Source organism: Streptomyces sp. NPDC107500 (assembly GCF_055582785.1).
In genome coordinates, this window is record NZ_JBVJPF010000010.1 from 109,156 (window position 1) to 127,008 (window position 17,853).

The 17,853-nt window shown below is 73.2% G+C and carries 2 protein-coding genes; both read right to left on the bottom strand.

The window, feature by feature from the left end; translation table 11 throughout:
- On the bottom strand, nucleotides 1–16,344 hold the full coding sequence (locus tag ACZ67M_RS34345; protein WP_469853953.1) for a type I polyketide synthase: 16,344 nt from the start codon (nucleotides 16,342–16,344) through the stop codon (nucleotides 1–3).
- A 33-nt stretch (nucleotides 16,345–16,377) separates the two neighbouring features.
- Nucleotides 16,378–17,571 (bottom strand): cytochrome P450, encoded by a 1,194-nt coding sequence (locus tag ACZ67M_RS34350; RefSeq protein WP_392103267.1) that lies wholly within the window; start codon nucleotides 17,569–17,571, stop codon nucleotides 16,378–16,380.
- Between the last annotated feature and the right edge of the window lie 282 nt (nucleotides 17,572–17,853).

Below are 17,853 nucleotides of genomic sequence, written 5' to 3' on the forward strand. Positions count from 1 at the left end.
TCAGCTCGTCTTGCCCAAGGCCCGTTGCACCAGACCGGCAACGTCCATTGCGTCGATCAGTTCCTCGGTGCCGGCCTGTGGCTCCCCGGCAGCCGACCCGTCAGCGCTCTCGTCCTGCTCATCGCCATCGGCGTTGTCGGCGAGTGACAGGAGTGCGTCGAGGACACCGGCCTCCTTGAAGCGGGCGAACGGTACGGAGGCCAGCACCTGCCTGAGGTCGTCCTCCCGCTCGTCCACCGCGTCCTCGGCGTCCTGGAGCAGTTCGGCCCGCAGGTAGCCGACCAGTGCCTCCGGCGTGGGGTAGTCGAAGACCAGCGTCGCGGGCAGCCGCAGGCCGGTGGCCGCGCCGAGGCTGTTGCGCAGGTTCACGGCGGCCAGCGAGTCGAAGCCGACCTCCTGGAACGCCTGCCGCGGTCCGATGCCTTCGGCGCCGCCGTGGCCGAGGACTACGGAGGCGTGGCTGCGCACCAGGCGGAGCAGGATGCGGTTCTGCTCCGTGTCCGTGACGGCCCGCAGCGAGTCGGCGAGCGACGCGGCGGCGTCCGTGTTCTCACTGTCGCGCTGCGCCGCCTGGAGCACCGCCTTCGCCTCGGGCAGGTCGGCGAAGAGCGGGCTGGGACGGACCGAGGTGAACGCCGGGACGAAGGCACCCCAGTCCATGTCGGCCACGGTCACGAACTTCTCGCCCGCCCGCACCGCCTGCACCATCGCGGTCACCGCCAGCTTCGGGTCGACGGGAAGGACACCCCGCCGCCGCAACTGGGCGAGGGCGGCCTCGTCCATGCCCACGCCGATCTCGTCGAGCGCACCGCAGGCGATCGCCGTCGCCCTCAGTCCGCGGGCGCGACGCCACTCGACCAGGGCGTCGAGGACGGCGTTGGCCGCACCGGACGGGCCCTGCCCGCCACCGCCCCACACGCCGGCGATGGAGGAGAACACCACGAACGCGTCGAGCGGGGTGTCCTCGAACTGCTCGTCCAGCCATACGGCGGTGTCCACCTTGGCCGCGAACACCTCGGCGAGTTCCGCGGCGCCGGTGTCGTCGATGGAGCTGGCCCGGGTGATGTCGGCGGCGTGCACGACGGCGGTGAGGGGCTGTTCGGTCCCGGCCAGCAGGCGGGTGATCGCCTCCCGGTCCGTGTCCGCGCAGGACGCCACCACCGTGGCGAGACCGAGCCCGGCCAGTTCGGCGGTCAGGTCCGGTACGGCCGTCGCGGGCGCCTGCGCGGTGGTGGTGACGACGATCCGGTCGGCGCCCTCTTGCGCCAGCCGCACGGAGACGTGCCGGCCGAGGCCCTCGGCGCCGCCGGTCACCAGGACGGTGCCCCTCGGCTGCCAGCGACCGTCACTGGCCGTCGCGTCCGGCGCGGGCTTGCGCACCAGGCGGCGGCTGTACACGCCCGAGCGCCGGACCGCCAGTTGGTCCTCGCCGCCGACGCCGTTCAGCACACCGAGCAGATACTGCGCGGTACGCGCGTCCGTCCTGGCGGGCAGGTCGACCAGACCGCCCCACCGGTCGAGGCGTTCCAGTGCGGCGGCACGTCCCAGACCCCACAGGGCCGCCTGGGCCGGCGAGGTGAGCGTGTCGTTGATGCCCATGTTGACCGCGCCCCTGGTCAGGCACCACAGGGGCGGGGTGACGAGGCTGTCGGCCAGGGCCTGGACCAGCGCGAGCGTCGAGGCCGTGACGGCGAGCGGGTCCTGCGGGCCCCCGGCGGTCCGCTCGTCCAGGGCGAGCAGGGAGAGCACTCCGGACACGTCACGTCCGGCCAGCACGCCGGTCAGCCGCTCGACGAGACGTTCCCGTGTCCGGTCCGCGTCGTCGACCTCCAGCAGGACCATGCCGAGTCCTTGGCCGGACAGCTCCTCCAGGAGCGCGTCGATGGCGGTGTCGTCCGGTCGCTCGGCCGGGACGACCACCAGCCACTGCCCGCCCGGCACACCGCCGGCGTCGCGTTCCAGCGGCTGCCAGGTGACGTGGTAGCGCAGCCTCTCGGCGCTGGACCGCTCCCGCCGCTTCCCACGCCACGACGCGAGGACGGGCACGACGCTGCCCAGCGCGTCGCGTTCCTCGGCCGTCGCAGTCTCCAGCAGTTCGGTGAGGGCGTTCAGGTCGGCCTGCTCCACCGCCTGCCAGAAGTCGGAGTCCACCCCTTCCGCGATGCCGGCGGCCTCGTCGGCCACCTCCGCTTCCTGGAGCCAGTAGTGCTGGTGGTCGAAGGCGTACGTGGGCAGTTCCACGCGGGCCGATGCGGCTCCCTCGGGAAGGATGCCGGTCCAGTCGACGGGGACGCCGCGCACGAAGAGTTCGGCCATCGAGGCCAGGAGACGACGCAGGCCGCCGTCCGCGCGGCGCAGGGAGCCGGTGACCGTGGCATCGGTGTCGCCGTCGGCGGCGTAGACGGTCTCGGTGATCGGCTGGACGAGTACGGGGTGGGCGCTGACCTCCACGAAGACGCCGTGGCCCTGCTTCAGGAGGGCGGCCACCGCGGGGCCGAAGCCGACCTGACTGCGGAGGTTGCGGTACCAGTAGCCGCCGTCCAGGACGCCAGCGGTCTCGATCCACTCCCCCGTCACGGTCGAGTAGAACGGGATGGACGGCGCCTGGGCTGTGACTCCGGCGAGGGTCTCGGCGAGCGTCTCGCGGATGTCCTCGACGTGCCGGGTGTGGGAGGCGTAGTCCACCGCCACCCGCCGCACCCTGACACCGTCGGCAGCCAGCGCCTCCAAGGCCTCGTCCAGCGCTTCGGCATCACCGGCGATCACCACGGAGGACGGCCCGTTGACAGCGGCGACCTCGACCCGGTCCGCCCAGCGCTCCAGCCGCCCGACCGCCTCGCTCTCACTCAGCGCGACGGAAGCCATGCCCCCGCGCCCAGCGAGCTGACCCGCGATGGCCTGGCTGCGCAGCGCCACCACCTGCGCCGCATCCTCCAACGACAGGGCACCCGACACACACGCCGCCGCTATCTCACCCTGCGAATGCCCCAGCACCGCATCGGGCTCGACACCCACCGACTGCCAGACGGCCGCCAGCCCCACCATCACCGCGAAGCTCGCCGGCTGAAGGACATCGACCCGCTCCATCAGACCCGGGTCGGCATCACCACGCAGCACATCAACGAGCGACCAGTCGATGAACGGCTCCAGGGCCGCCGCACACGCAGCGATCCGCTCGGCGAACACCGGCGAGGCATCGAGGAGTTCCCGCCCCATGCCCGCCCACTGCGAGCCCTGGCCCGGGAACACCCACACCACCCGGCCCAGCGCACCAGGGCTACCCGACACCACACCAGGCGCGGTCTCACCCCGCACCAGCGCCCGCAGACCGCTGAGCGCCCCGGCATCGGTACCGGCCACGACCACCGCACGCTCACCCAGCACCGCACGCCCGCCGACCAGCGCACCGGCGACGTCGACCAGGTCGACCCCGTCGTTCTGCTCGACGAAGGACGCGAGCCGCCCGGCCTGCCCCGACAGCGACCCCGCACTCCGCGCCGAAAGGACCAGCGGCACCACACCACCGGACGACGGAGCCCGAACCGGGCCCTCGTCCTCGGCAGGCGCCTCCTCCAGAATCACGTGGGCGTTCGTGCCACTGGCTCCGAACGAGGACACGCCCGCACGACGCGGACGCCCCTCACGCGGCCACTCCCGCGCCTCGGTCAGCAGCTGCACCGCACCCGCCGACCAGTCCACCTGCGTCGTGGGCGCATCCGCATGCAACGTCGCCGGCAGCACACCGTGCCGCAGCGCCTGCACCATCTTGATCACACCAGCCACACCGGCGGCCGCCTGAGCGTGACCGATGTTCGACTTCAACGAACCGAGCCACAGCGGCCGTTCGGCGTCACGCTCCTTGCCGTAGGTCGCCAGCAACGCCTGCGCCTCGATCGGATCGCCCAGCGCCGTGCCCGTCCCGTGCGCCTCGACGGCATCCACGTCGGACGCCGAAAGCCCGGCACTGGCCAGCGCCCGCCGGATCACCCGCTGCTGCGAGGGACCGTTCGGCGCCGTCAGACCGTTGGACGCACCGTCCTGGTTCACCGCGCTGCCCTTGAGGACCGCGAGAACCTTGTGCCCGCGCTCCCGGGCGACCGACAGGCGCTCCAGGACCACGACCCCGACACCCTCGGCCCAGCCCGTACCGTCCGCGCCCTCCGCGAACGCCTTGCAACGCCCGTCGGCGGACAGGCCCCGCTGCCGGGAGAACTCCATGAAGGCGTCCGGACTGGCCATGACGGTGGCACCCCCGGCGAGGGCCATCGAGCACTCGCCCTGGCGCAGCGCCTGCGCGGCCAGGTGCATCGCCACCAGCGACGACGAGCACGCCGTGTCCACGGTCACCGCCGGGCCCTCGAAGCCGAAGACGTACGACACCCGGCCCGACGCCACACTCGACGCCGTACCGGTCATGAGATAGCCCTGCACGTCCGCGGGCACCTCGCGGAGCCGGGTGACGTAGTCGTGGTGGACGATGCCGGTGAAGACTCCGATGTCGCTGCCCCGGGTGGAGAGCGGGTCGATGCCCGCGCGTTCCAGCGCCTCCCACGACGTCTCCAGGAGCAGCCGCTGCTGCGGATCCATGGCGAGCGCCTCCCGCGGCGAGATCCCGAAGAGCCCGGCGTCGAACTGCGCGGCCTCGTGGAGGAATCCGCCGGAGCGGGTGTAGCTCGTGCCGGGGTGGTCGGGGTCGGGGTGGTACAGGCCGTCGAGGTCCCAGTCGCGGTCGACGGGGAAGCCGGTGATGGCGTCCTGGCGTTCCGACACGAGTTCCCACAGGGCCTCGGGGCTGTCCACGCCGCCCGGCAGCCGAGTGCTCATGGCGACGATCGCGATCGGCTCGTCCATGGCCGGCGTCAGGCCGGCGGCAGCGGCCGTGTCGGGCGACTGCGCCTGCTCGCCGAGCAGTTCGGCCCGCAGGTGGTCGACCAGCGCCTCGGGGGTGGGGTAGTCGAAGACGAGCGTGGCGGGCAGTTCGACCCCGGTGAAGTCGCGGAGCCGGTTGCGGAGCTTGACCCCGCCGAGGGAGTCGAAGCCGAGGCTCCTGAAGGACTGCTGGGCGTTCCAGTCGAACGCGTCCGGGTCACCGTGGCCGAGGACGACGGCGACGCTCTCCTTCACCAGGTCCGTCACCGTGCGGTGCTGTTCCTGCGCGGAGAGGCCGGCCAGCCGTCCGGCGAACGCCCCGCCCACGCCCGCGTCCGGAGCCGCGGCACGCTGATCACTCTCGACGCGCGGGTCGGCGATGCCGGCACCGCCGGTGGCGTTGGCGGTGGCGGCGCCGTTGACCGTGTCGACCCAGTAACGGCGGTGCTGGAACGCGTAGGTGGGCAGCTCGACGCCGGTCTCGGTGGCAGGGGTCGTACGTCCGAGGACGGCCGCCCAGTCCAGGGGTACGCCGCGCACGTGCAGGTGGGCGAGGGCGGTCAGGACGTCGGCGGGTTCGGCGCCGTCCTTGCGCAGGGTGGCGAGGCACCCTTGCTCCGGGATGCCGGGCGCGGCGAGGGCCAGTGCGGTGAGAACGCCGCCGGGGCCCAGTTCGAGGAAGGTCGTGGCGCCCTGTTCGCCGAGCGTGGTGAGGGCGTCGCCGAACCGCACCGCGGCGCGCGCCTGGCCGACCCAGTAGCCGGGGTCGGTGAGCTGTTCGTCCGTGGCGAGTTCACCGGTGACGGTGGAGACGACGCGCAGGGTCCCCCGGCGGAAGGGCAGGCGCTCCGCGACCGTGCGGAACTCGTCGAGCATGGGCTCCATCAACGCGGAGTGGAAGGCGTGGCTGACGGTCAGCCGGTGCGTCTTGTGGCCGCGCCGCGCGAGTTCACCGGCGACGGCGAGCACGGCGTCCTCGGCACCGGAGAGCACCAGCGCGTCGGGGCCGTTCACCGCCGCGACGCAGACCTCGCCCGGGGCCTGGTCGAGCAGGGGTGCGAGGTCGGCCTCCGTGGCCTTGACGGCGACCATCGCGCCGCCTTCGGGCAGGGCCTGCATCAGCCGGCCACGTGCGGCCACGAGTTCGGCGGCGTCCTGAAGACCGAGGACGCCGGAGACATGGGCGGCGGTGATCTCGCCGACGGAGTGTCCGGCGACGAGGTCCGGGCGTACTCCCCAGGACTCGAAGAGCCGGTACAGCGCGGTCTCCAGGGCGAACAGGGCGCCCTGGGTGTACATGGTGCGGTCGAGCAGTTCGCTGCCGGGGGCGCCGGCCGCGCCGAGGACGACCTCGCGCAGCGGGCGGTCCGCGTGTCCGCGCAGGTGGGTGTCGACGGCGGCGCACGCGCTGTCGAAGGCGTCCTTGAAGACCGGGAAGGCCTCGACGAGTTCGCGGCCCATGCCGGCCCACTGGCTGCCCTGTCCGGTGAAGAGCACGGCCAGTCTGCCTGTGGCGGGGGTGCCGGTGACGGCCGTGGGCGTGGCCCTGTCCTCTGCGAGGGCGATGAGGTCCGCGCCGAGCTGCCGCGGGTCGGTGGCCAGGACGACGGCGCGGTGGTCGAGTTGGGCGCGCGTGGTGGCGAGCGCGTGCGCGGTCTCCGCGAGCGGTGTGCCGGGCCGCTCGGCGAGGAAGCGCGCGAGCCGGTCGGCCTGCCCGCGCAGTCCTGCCGAGGTCCGCCCGGACACGGGCACGGGAACGGGTACGGCAACGGGCGCGGGCCCAGAGGGCGACGACGCTTCCTCGGGTCCGGCCGGCTCGGGGGCCCCGGTGGTGGGCGCCGGGAGGCCGGGGGCCTCTTCGAGGATGACGTGCGCGTTGGTGCCGCCGATGCCGAAGGAGGACACACCGGTCCGGCGCGGGCGGCCCTCGCGCGGCCACTCCCGTGCCTCGGTCAGCAGTTCCACCGATCCCGCCGACCAGTCGACGTGGGTCGACGGACGGTCCACGTGCAGGGTGCGGGGCAGCACGCCGTGCCGCATCGCCATCACCATCTTGATCACGCCGGCGACGCCCGCGGCGGCCTGGGTGTGGCCGATGTTCGACTTCACCGAGCCCAGCCACAGCGGCCGGTCGGCGGGCCTGCCCTGGCCGTAGGTCGCCAGCAGCGCCTCTGCCTCGATCGGGTCGCCGAGCGTCGTGCCCGTACCGTGCGCCTCCACGGCGTCCACGTCGTCCGCCCGCAGTCCGGCGTGGGCCAGGGCCCTGCGGATGACGCGCTGCTGGGCGGGGCCGTTGGGCGCCGTCAGGCCGTTCGACGCGCCGTCCTGGTTCACGGCGGTCCCCCGGACGACGGCCAGGACCTGGTGGCCGTTGCGGCGCGCGTCCGACAGCCGCTCGACCAGGAGCAGCCCGGCGCCCTCCGACCAGCCGGTGCCGTCCGCACCGTCCGCGAACGCCTTGCACCGCCCGTCGGGGGCCAGGCCGCGCTGCCGGGAGAACTCGACGAAGGTCTCGACGGTGCCCATCACCATCACGCCACCGGCCAGCGCCATGGTGCACTCGCCCCGGTTGAGGGCCTGCGCGGCCAGGTGCAGCGCCACCAGTGAGGAAGAGCAGGCCGTGTCGACCGTGATGGCGGGACCCTCGGTGCCCAGGTGGTAGGCGACCCGGCCGGAGGTGACGCTGCCGGAGGAGCCGGTGAGACGGAAGCCCTCGACTCCGGTCGCCTGGTGCATGAGGACGCTGTAGTCGTGGCTGTTGACGCCGACGAACACGCCGACGTCCTGCCCGGCGAGGGTCGTCGGGTCGATCGCGGCCCGCTCGAAGGCCTCCCAGGACGTCTCGAGCAGCAGCCGCTGCTGCGGGTCCATCGCCAGCGCCTCGTTGGGCGAGATGCCGAAGAAGGCGGCGTCGAACCCGGGGGCGTCGTCGAGGAAGGCGCCGTGTCGCACGTACGTCGTGCCGGCGTGGTCGGGGTCCGGGTCGAAGAGCCGGTCGGTGTCCCAGCCGCGGTCGTCGGGGAACTCGGTGACGACGTCGACGCCGTCGGCCACCACGCGCCAGAGGTCCTCGGGGCTGTGGACGCCGGCCGGGAAACGGCAGGCCATGGCCACGATCGCGATCGGCTCGTCACCGGTGTCCGAACCGGACGGGCCGGCCGCCGCTCCGCGCGCGGCGGGTTCGTCCGCACCGGGTTCCGCGGTGCCGAGGAGCCTGCCGCGCAGATGGCCGGCGAGCACGGCGGGCTTCGGGTAGTCGAAGATCACCGCCGGAGAGAGGGTGAGGCCGGTCGCGGTGACGAGCCGGTTGCGCAGCTCCACCGCGGTCAGCGAGTCGAAGCCGGCGTCCTTGAACGGCCGGTCGGCGCGGATCGCGTCGGCGGAGGCGTGGCCGAGGACCTCGGCGGCGTGCCGTCGCACCAGGTCGGTCAGGAACTCGTGCTGTTCGGTGCCGCTCAGACCCGCGAGGCGCTCCGCGACGGCACCCTTGCCGGGGGCGGGGGCGGCGGACCGCGCCACCGGGCGGGGCGCCGGCGCCAGTGCGCGCAGCGGCGCGGGTACCGGACCGTCGGCCGCCGCGGCGCGCAGGGCGGTCAGGTCGAACTTCGCCGCCAGCAGCGTGCCGTCCGCGTCCGCGGCGGAGCCCAGGGCGGCGTCCAGAAGCGCCATGCCCTCGGCGGCGGTGAGACCGGCCATGCCGATGCGCCGGTTGCGCCGCAGGTCGGCGGCGTCCAGGTGCTCGGTCATGGCACTGACCGTCGACCAGTAGCCCCAGGCGATGGAGACGGCCGGCAGGCCGAGCCGGTGCCGCTGCCGCGCCAGCGCGTCCAGGCAGGCGTTGGCGGCGGCGTAGTTGGCCTGTCCCGGATTGCCGAGGACGCCCGCCGCCGAGGAGAAGAGCACGAACGCGGCCAGGTCCATGTCCCGGGTCAGCTCGTGCAGGTGGAGTGCCGCGTCGAGCTTGGGCCGCAGTACGGTGTCGACGCGGTCCGGGGTCTGCTCGGTGAGCACCCCGTCGTCGAGGACCCCGGCGGTGTGCACGACGGCCGTCAGCGGATGCGCGGCAGGTACAGTGCGCAGCAGTTCCTCGACCTGGCCCTGGTCCGACACGTCGCAGGCGGCGACGGTGACGGACGCGCCGAGCGCGGTCAGCTCCTCTCGCAGCCCCTCGGCACGGCCGCGCCGGCCGACCAGGAGCAGGTGGCGGACGCCGTACGCGGTGACCAGGTGCCGAGCCGTCAACGCGCCGAGCGTCCCGGCGCCGCCGGTGATCAGGACGGTGCCCTCGGGGTCGAGCTGCGGGACCGTTGTTCCCGCCTCGGGTGACGTGCCGCGTGCCCGGGTCAGGCGGGGGACGTGCGCGAGACGGCCGCGCATCCTCAGTTGCGGTTCGCCGCTCAGGATCGCGGCCGCCGGCACCGACGCGAAGTCGCCGCCGAGGTCCAGGAGGACGATGCGGTCCGGATGCTCCGACTGGGCGGACCGCACCAGACCCCACACCGCCGCCGCTTCGAGCGTGTCGCAGTCGCCCGTGACCACGGCCAGCCGGGTCTCCGCCAGGGCGGGCTCCGCAAGCCAGGCCCGCAGGACGGCGAGAGTGGCGCCGACCGCCGCCCGGGGGTCGCCCGAAGCGGACTCGGCGCGGGAGTCGTACACCAGGAAGTCGGGAGCGGCCCCGCCCGTCGCGCCCAGGTCGGCGACGTCACCACCGTCGCCGACCGCGACGACCCCAGGAACACGGTCCACGGCGGGCAACGACACCTGGACCCAGTCGACCCGGAACAGCGAGTCGTACGGCAACGCCGCGCCGATTCCCAGCCGTTCGGCGGAGAACGGCGTCGCGCGAACGCCCTCGACCGACATCACGGGTCGTCCCGTGGGGTCGGTCAGCAGAAGGGGTACGGCCCCGCCCGACGCCTCTCCCCCACGCACACGCAGTTCGGTGGCACCCGAAGCGAGCAGGGTGACACCGGACCACACGGAGGGGATCGTGCCGTCCGGGACGACCGTGCGGACGGCGGCGTCGAGCAGTGCGGGGTGCAGCCCGTAGCGGTCGGCGTCCCGCGCGACAACATCGCCCGGTCGGACCTCGGCGGCCTCGCCGCCCCGCTCCGGTACGGCGGGCGTCTCGTGACCGGCGGCCGGCGCCAGAACGCCGTGCGCGTGCCGGGTCCACTCCGCGTCCAGCGGGGCGTCGGCGGCCCGGGAGTAGACCTCCACCGGTCGCCGTTCCCCGTCGCGCTCGCCCACGACGACCTGGATGCTGCGGTCGCCGCCTTGCGGCAGGACGACGGGGGTGTCGACGGTCAGTACGTCGAGGAAGGGGACGGACGCCAGGTCACCGAGCCGGACGGCCAGTTCGACCAGAGCGGCGTTCGGCACGACGACCGTGTCGGACAGCATGTGCTCGGCCAGCCAGGGCTGCGTCCTGAGCGACCACCGGGAGGTGGCCACGAGCCCACCCGAGTTCGGCAGGCCGACGACCGCACCGACCAGCGGGTGATCGGCAGCGGCCAGCCCGAGCGAGGTGGCGTCGGTGGGGGCGTCGGTGGCCTGAAGCCAGTAGTGCTGGTGGTCGAAGGCGTACGTGGGCAGTTCCACGCGGGCCGATGCGGCTCCCTCGGGAAGGATGCCGGTCCAGTCGATGGGGATGCCGCGCACGAACAACTCGGCCATCGAGGCCAGGAGACGACGCAGGCCGCCGTCCGCGCGGCGCAGGGAGCCGGTGACCGTGGCATCGGTGTCGCCGTCGGCGGCGTAGACGGTCTCGGTGATCGGCTGGACGAGTACGGGGTGGGCGCTGACCTCCACGAAGACGCCGTGGCCCTGCTTCAGGAGGGCGGCCACCGCGGGGCCGAAGCCGACCTGACTGCGGAGGTTGCGGTACCAGTAACCGCCGTCCAGGACACCTTCGTTCTCGATCCACTCCCCCGTCACGGTCGAGTAGAACGGAACCGACGGGGCCTGGGCTTCGACTCCGGCGAGAGTGTCGGCCAGCGTCTCGCGGATGTCCTCCACGTGCCGGGTGTGGGAGGCGTAGTCCACCGCGACCCGCCGCACCCTGACCCCGTCGGCGGCCAGTGCCTCCAGTGCTTCGTCCAGCGCTTCGGCGTCACCGGCGATCACCACGGAGGACGGCCCGTTGACAGCGGCGACCTCGACCCGGTCCGCCCAGCGCTCCAGCCGCCCGACCGCCACGTCCTCGCTCAGCGCGACCGAGGCCATGCCCCCGCGCCCGGCGAGCTGCCCGGCGATGGCCTGACTGCGCAGCGCCACCACCCGCGCCGCATCTTCCAACGACAGGGCACCCGACACACACGCCGCCGCGATCTCACCCTGAGAGTGGCCCAGCACGGCGTCCGGCTCGACACCCACGGACGACCAGACGGCCGCGAGACCCACCATCACCGCGAAGCTCGCCGGCTGAAGGACGTCGACCCGCTCCATCAGACCCGGGTCGGCATCCCCACGCAACACATCAACGAGCGACCAGTCGATGAACGGCTCCAGGGCCGCCGCGCACGCGGAGATCCGCTCCGCGAACACCGGCGAGGCGTCGAGGAGTTCCCGGCCCATACCCGCCCACTGCGAGCCCTGACCCGGGAACACCCACACCACCCGGCCCAGCGCACCAGGGCTACCCGACACCACACCAGGCGCGGTCTCACCCCGCACCAGCGCCCGCAGACCGGCCACAGCCTCCTCACCCGAGTCGGCCACCACCACCGCGCGCTCACCCAAGACAGCCCGCCGCGTCACCAGGGAACCGGCCACCGACCCCAACGGCACACCCTCGGAACCGACCACAGCCGCAAGCCGCTCCGCCTGCCCGGCAAGGGAACCCGAACTACGCGCCGACAGAACCAACGGCACCACACCACCGGACGACGGAGCCCGAACCGGACCCTCGTCCTCGGCAGGCGCCTCCTCCAGAATCAGGTGGGCGTTCGTGCCGCTCACGCCGAAGGACGAGACACCCGCCCGACGCGGACGGTCCCCGCGCGGCCACTCCCGCGCCTCCGTCAGCACCTCCACCGCACCCGCCGACCAGTCCACCCGCGTCGTGGGCGCATCCACATGCAACGTCGCCGGCAGCACACCGTGCCGCAGCGCCTGCACCATCTTGATCACACCGGCGACACCCGCGGCCGCCTGCGTGTGACCCACGTTCGACTTCAACGAACCCAGCCACAGCGGCCGTTCCGGATCGCGACCCTGCCCGTACGTCGCCAGCAGCGCCTGCGCCTCGATCGGATCGCCCAGCGTCGTGCCCGTCCCGTGCGCCTCGACGGCATCCACGTCGGACGCCGAGAGCCCGGCACTGGCCAGCGCCCGCCGGATCACCCGCTGCTGCGAGGGACCGTTGGGCGCCGTCAGACCGTTGGACGCACCATCCTGGTTCACCGCACTGCCCCGCAGCACGGCCAGCACCTCGTGCCCGCGCTCCCGCGCCACCGACAGGCGCTCCAGGACCACGACCCCGACACCCTCGGCCCAGCCCGTACCGTCCGCACCCTCCGCGAACGCCTTGCAACGCCCGTCGGCGGACAGAGCGCCCTGCCGGGAGAACTCCACGAAGTTGTCGGGGGTCGCCATCACCGCCACGCCGCCGGCGAGGGCCGTGGTGCACTCGCCCTGGCGCAGGGCCTGCGCGGCCAGGTGCATCGCCACCAGCGACGACGAGCACGCCGTGTCCACCGACACCGCGGGGCCCTCGAAGCCGAAGACGTACGACACCCGGCCCGACGCCACACTCGACGCCGTACCGGTGCTCGCGAAGCCTTCCAGTTCCGGTGGGACGGATCCCGTTCCGTAGCCCTGGCCGAACAGCCCGGAGAAGACGCCGACGTCGGCGCCCTTGAGCGCGAGCGGGTCGATCCCGGCGCTCTCGAACGCCTCCCAGGAGGTTTCCAGCAGCAGCCGCTGCTGCGGGTCCATCGCCAGCGCCTCACGCGGCGAGATGCCGAAGAAGCCCGCGTCGAAGAGGCCCGCCCCAGTCAGGAAGCCACCCTGATTGGTGTGCGAGGTTCCCGGACGCTCGGGCTGGTCGGGCGCGTACAGGTGCTCCAGGTCCCAGCCCCGGTCCTCGGGGAAGTCGGAGATGGCGTCGGCGCCGTCCGCCACCAGCCTCCAGAGCTGCTCCGGCGAGGACACCCCGCCGGGCAGCCGGCAGGCCATGCCGACGATGACGACCGGGTCGGCGGGGTCGGCGGTCGGCGCCGGTCCGGTGACCGGCGCCGACTGGGGGACGCCGAGGATCTCGGACCGCAGGAAGACGGCGAGGTCCGCCGGGGTGGGGTGGTCGAAGGCGACCGTGGTGGGCAGGCGCAGCCCGGTGCGCTCGGCCAGCCGGTTGCGCAGGGCTACGACGGCCATCGAGGTGAAGCCCAGATCGCGGAAGGCGCGGTCGGCGGGAACGGAGGCGGGGCCCGCGAGGTGCATCGCCTCGGCTGCGAGGGAGCGGACGAGGTCTTCCAGGAACGTCAGTTGCGCTCGGTCGTCCATCCCGGACAGTTCGGCGCGCAGGGATGCCTTGAGGGCCGCGTCCGGCTCGCCCGGTCCGGCGGTCGTCGGGGCCGGGGCGAGGGCACGCAGGATGGCGGGTATCCGCTCATGTTCCGCGGCGACGCCCAGCGGCGGGACGGCCAGCGGAGCCGGGGAGCCGTCGGTCAGGGCGATGTCGAACGCGGCGAGCATGTCTTGCCGCAGCCGCCCCGTGTCGGTGTCGGTGTCGGTGTCGGCCGTATGTCCGCTCCAGGTGAGGAACGAGGCGGGCAGGCCCCGCAGTCGGCGCGCGCGCACCAGGGCTTCGCAGAGGGTGCCGTCGACGGCCTCGGCCGTGGCTCCGGTGGTGCCGGGCAGACCCGCTGCACCGGGCACGGCCGCGACCCAGGTGCGGAGGTCGTCCCCCGCGGTCATGAGGTCGAGGCACAGGGTCAGGTCGGGGTCTCCGGCCCCGTCGACGACCGCGGTGACCGGCTGCCCGAGTTCGGTCAGGTCGGCCAGGGCGGCGCGCAGCGGCTCGCGGTGTGCGGCGTCCGCGGTGATCCGCAGGACGCTGGTGCCGGCGAAGGCCAGGGCGTCGCCCGGGTTGACGTCCCGGCTGCCGGGGGCTCCGACGAGGAGCAGGGACGTCGCGCCGTGGACCGTGGCGAGGCGGTGTGCGAGCGCGGCGCCGTGCTCGGTGTCCGCACCGGTGACCAGCACCGTGCCGGAGCTGCCGGGGCCGCCTGAGTCGGCGGGGCCGTCGGAGCCCGGTCGCGGGGAGTCCTGCCGCGGCGGGTCGGTGACGGGCAGGGGGGTCAGCCGGGGCACGAGCAGATCCCCTGAACGCACCGCGACCTGCGGCTCTCCAGTGGCGAGCACGGCCGACAGCGTGCCGAGGGACGCCTCCGGGCCGGACCCGTCCGCTCCGTCGGGTACGTCCACCACCGTCAGCGACTCCGGCCGCGTCTCGTGCAGGGAACGGACGACGCCCCAGAGTGCCGCCTCGGCCAGGTTCTGGACCGGGTCGGTGCTGCGGGCCGCGACGGCGCCGTGGGTGAGGAGGACCAGTCGGCCGGCCGACGCCTCCGCCCGCGCCGTCCACGTCTCCAGGTCCCGGGCCAGTAGCCGAGCCCGCTCCCGCGCGGCGGCGAACGCGGCGGTGTGCCGCGCGGTGGGGGTCGCGGACGGCGGTACGAGGACCGTCACGTCCGGGACGGGGTCGCCGGCGGTGACCGCGTCGGCCAGCGCCGCCAGGTCCTCGTAGCGGCGGACTCCGACGCCGGACGCCTCCAGGGTGCCGACGAGTCCGGCCGCGGGACCGGCCACGGCCCAGCGGGCGCCGACCGGGCAGGTGTCAGCCGGGCGGGTGCCGGAGGATTCCGGCGCCGGGAGCCACTCGACCCGCGTCAGCGCGTCGTGGTGTCCGTCCGCCGCGTACCGCAGCCTGCCCGGCTGCTCGGCCAGCACGAGGCGCTTGGTCTTGCCCGACGCGGTGCGGGGGATGCCGGCGACCTCGCGGACGCGTTCCGGCACCTTGTAGGCGGACAGCCGCTCGCGGCAGCGGGTGATCAGCTGCGCGGCATCGAAGCCGGAGCCGTCCGGGACGACGTAGGCGACGGGTACTTCGCCGAGCGTGTCGTGGGGTGCGCCGGCGACGGCCGCGTCCGCGACGCCGTCGACGGTCCGCAGGACCGCCTCGACCTCCTCGGGGTGGATGTTCTCCCCGCCCCGGATGACGAGTTCCTTGATCCGGCCGCGGATGGCGAAGTAGCCGCGCTCGTCGCGCCGGGCCAGGTCTCCGGTACGGAACCAGCCGTCGCGGATCGCCTCGGCGGTCGCTTCGGGGGCGTTGTGGTAGCCGACCATGACGTTGGGCCCGCTGACCCAGACCTCGCCCTCCACGTCGGTGGGGGCGTCGGTGCCGGTGGCGGGGTCGACGATGCGGACGTCGACGCCGGGCACGGGCAGGCCGCAGGAGCCGTCGACGCGGGGGCCGTCGGGCGGGTTCATGGTGATCGCACCGCAGGTCTCGGTGCTGCCGTAGGCGTCGACCAGCGGCACCCCGAAGGTCTCCTCGAAGTCCCGGCGCAGGCCGGGGCCGGTGACGGCGCCCCCGACCAGGCCGATGCGCAGGTCCGGCGCGTCGAAGTCGCCGGCCCGGGCGGCGGATACGAGGTGGTGGTAGGTGGTGGGGACGCCGGCGAGGAAGGTCGAGCGGTCCTCCTTCAGGATCCGCATGATGTCGTCGGCGGAGCCGCCGTCCACGAGCCGGGCGGTGGCGCCGGTGACGGTGACGGACAGCACGCACGCGATGTGCGAGAGGCTGTGGAAGAGCGGCAGCGGCCACAGCACCCGGTCCCGGTCCGAGAGGCCGGGTATCGGTACGTAGGAGGAGGCCACGGACCACAGGCAGTTGCGCTGCGTCGACAGCACGCCCTTGGGCCGGCCCGTCGTTCCGGACGTGTAGAACATCCACGCCACGTCGTCCAGGGCGAGGTCGTCCCTGGCGGGCTGGGGCGGCTCGGCGCACGCCAGCGTCTCGTAGGCGTGGACGTCGTCTTGCTCAGCCCGGTCCCGCGCCGGGAGACCGGTGACGAGGAGGACGGGCGCCGTGTCCTTGCCCGGCCCGCCCCGGAAGTGCCGTGCCCGGGCGGCATCGGTGATGACCACGAGGGCACCGCTGTCGGCGAGCAGGTCCTCCAGCTCGGCCGGTGCGGAGACGGGGTTGAGCGGTACGCCGATGCCCCCCGCGCGCACGACGGCCAGGTAACTCTCCACGGTGGCGACGGTGTTGCCGAGGCAGATGGCCACCCGGTCGCCGTGTCCGACGCCCAGGTGGGCCAGGTGTCCGGCCAGCCGGCGCGTCCGTGCCTCCAGGTCCCCGTAGGTGACCGCTCGCTTGTCGTCCGCGAAGGCGACCTTGTCGGGGAGACGGGCCGCGTTCTCCAGGAGTGCGACGGGCAGGGGCTTGATGAGGTCGGTGCGCACGGTGTCGCGGGTCCTTTCGGCGAAAAAGGGGGTTCACCAGGAGACGGGCAGGCTCTTCACCGCGAAGACGGATCCCTTGAGCCGCAGCGGCACCTCTTCGAAGGCCGCGGCGAGGCCGAGGTCGGGGAACTCGCGCAGGAGGGCGGAGAAGCCGGCGCGCAGCTCGACGCGGGCCAGGTTCTGGCCCAGGCACTGGTGAATGCCGAAGCCGAACGCCATGTGACCGGACGTCTCCCGGTCGATGTCCAGCTCGGCCGGGCACGTGAACTTGGCCGGGTCCCGGTTGGCGGCGGGCAGCGACACCGTGACGCTGTCGCCTTTCCTCACCGTCTCTCCGCCCAGCTCGACGTCCTCAAGGGCGGTGCGGTACGTGTCGTACTGGTTGACGGTGAGGTAGCGCAGGAGTTCCTCGATGGCGGCGTCGAGCTTGGCCGGGTCGGCGCGCAGGTCGGCCAGCTGGTCGGCGTGGTGGAGGAGGGCGAACACGCCGACGGCGAGGGCGCTCTCGGTGGTCTCGTAGCCCGCGAAGAGGAGCAGCGTCACCATGTTGCACAGCTCTTCGTCGCTGAGCCGGTCGTCGGCGGTCAGGCGGCTGATGAGGTCGTCCTGGGGTTCCTTGCGCCTGCGCTCGATGACTTCGGCGAAGAAGGCGACGGCCTGGCCCATGGCGGCCCCGGCCTCCTGCGGGTCGGCGTCGGGGTCGTGCAGGAGCGTCGGTGCGTGACCGTAGCGGCCGACTTCCTCGTAGGGCAGGCCGACGAATTCCGACAGGACGCGCAGGGACAGCGGCTTGGCGAAGTGCTTCACGAGGTCTGCGGGCGATCCGTGCTGCCGCATGACGTCGATCTGCTCGGCGGCCACGGCCTCCGCCCGCGCGGTGAGACGGCTCGCCCTGCGCGCGGTGAACTCGCCGGTGAGCATGCGCCGGTAGTGGGTGTGGTGCGGCGGATCCATGTGGATGAACATGCCGGGGATCCGCGGATGGTTGGGCATGACCTGTCCGCGGTGCGTCACCGGGAAGTGCCCGATCTCCGTGCTGTGGCTGAACCTGGGGTCGCTGAGGACCGTGCGTGCCAGGTCGTAGCTGGAGGTGATCCAGCCGACGTGCCCGTCGGGGTAGACCATTCTCGCGAGCGGCCGTTCCTCGCGCAGCGCATCGAATATCGCGGGGGGATCGAACTGGTGGGTGCGCGCCCACGGCTCCTCGAAGGATATTGCGTTGCTCATGGAATCCTTCCCGATCTGGGAAACGCCCGCTTGGCCTTCGGGAAAAGCAACGGGCGCGATTCCGACGGCTTTTCACCGTCCGGCCGACGCCGTTTTCCCCGTATCTACGGGGTGAGACATTAGACGAGCGGTCCGGGCCTGCCATCCCCAGCACTGGTAGGGGGCATCGAACCTTGAGGGGAGTCCTAGCGCGTCTTGAAGCGCTGTTCCGGCCCCATGAATTCCACACTTCGATCGCTTGAAGTCTGGTGCAGAAAAAGGCGTGGAAACCGAAACGGCGGC

Coding starts and splice junctions, on each gene's coding strand:
- ACZ67M_RS34350 (WP_392103267.1), bottom strand. CDS start 17,571: ATGAGCAACGCAATATCCTTCGAGGAGCCGTGGGCGCGCACCCACCAG.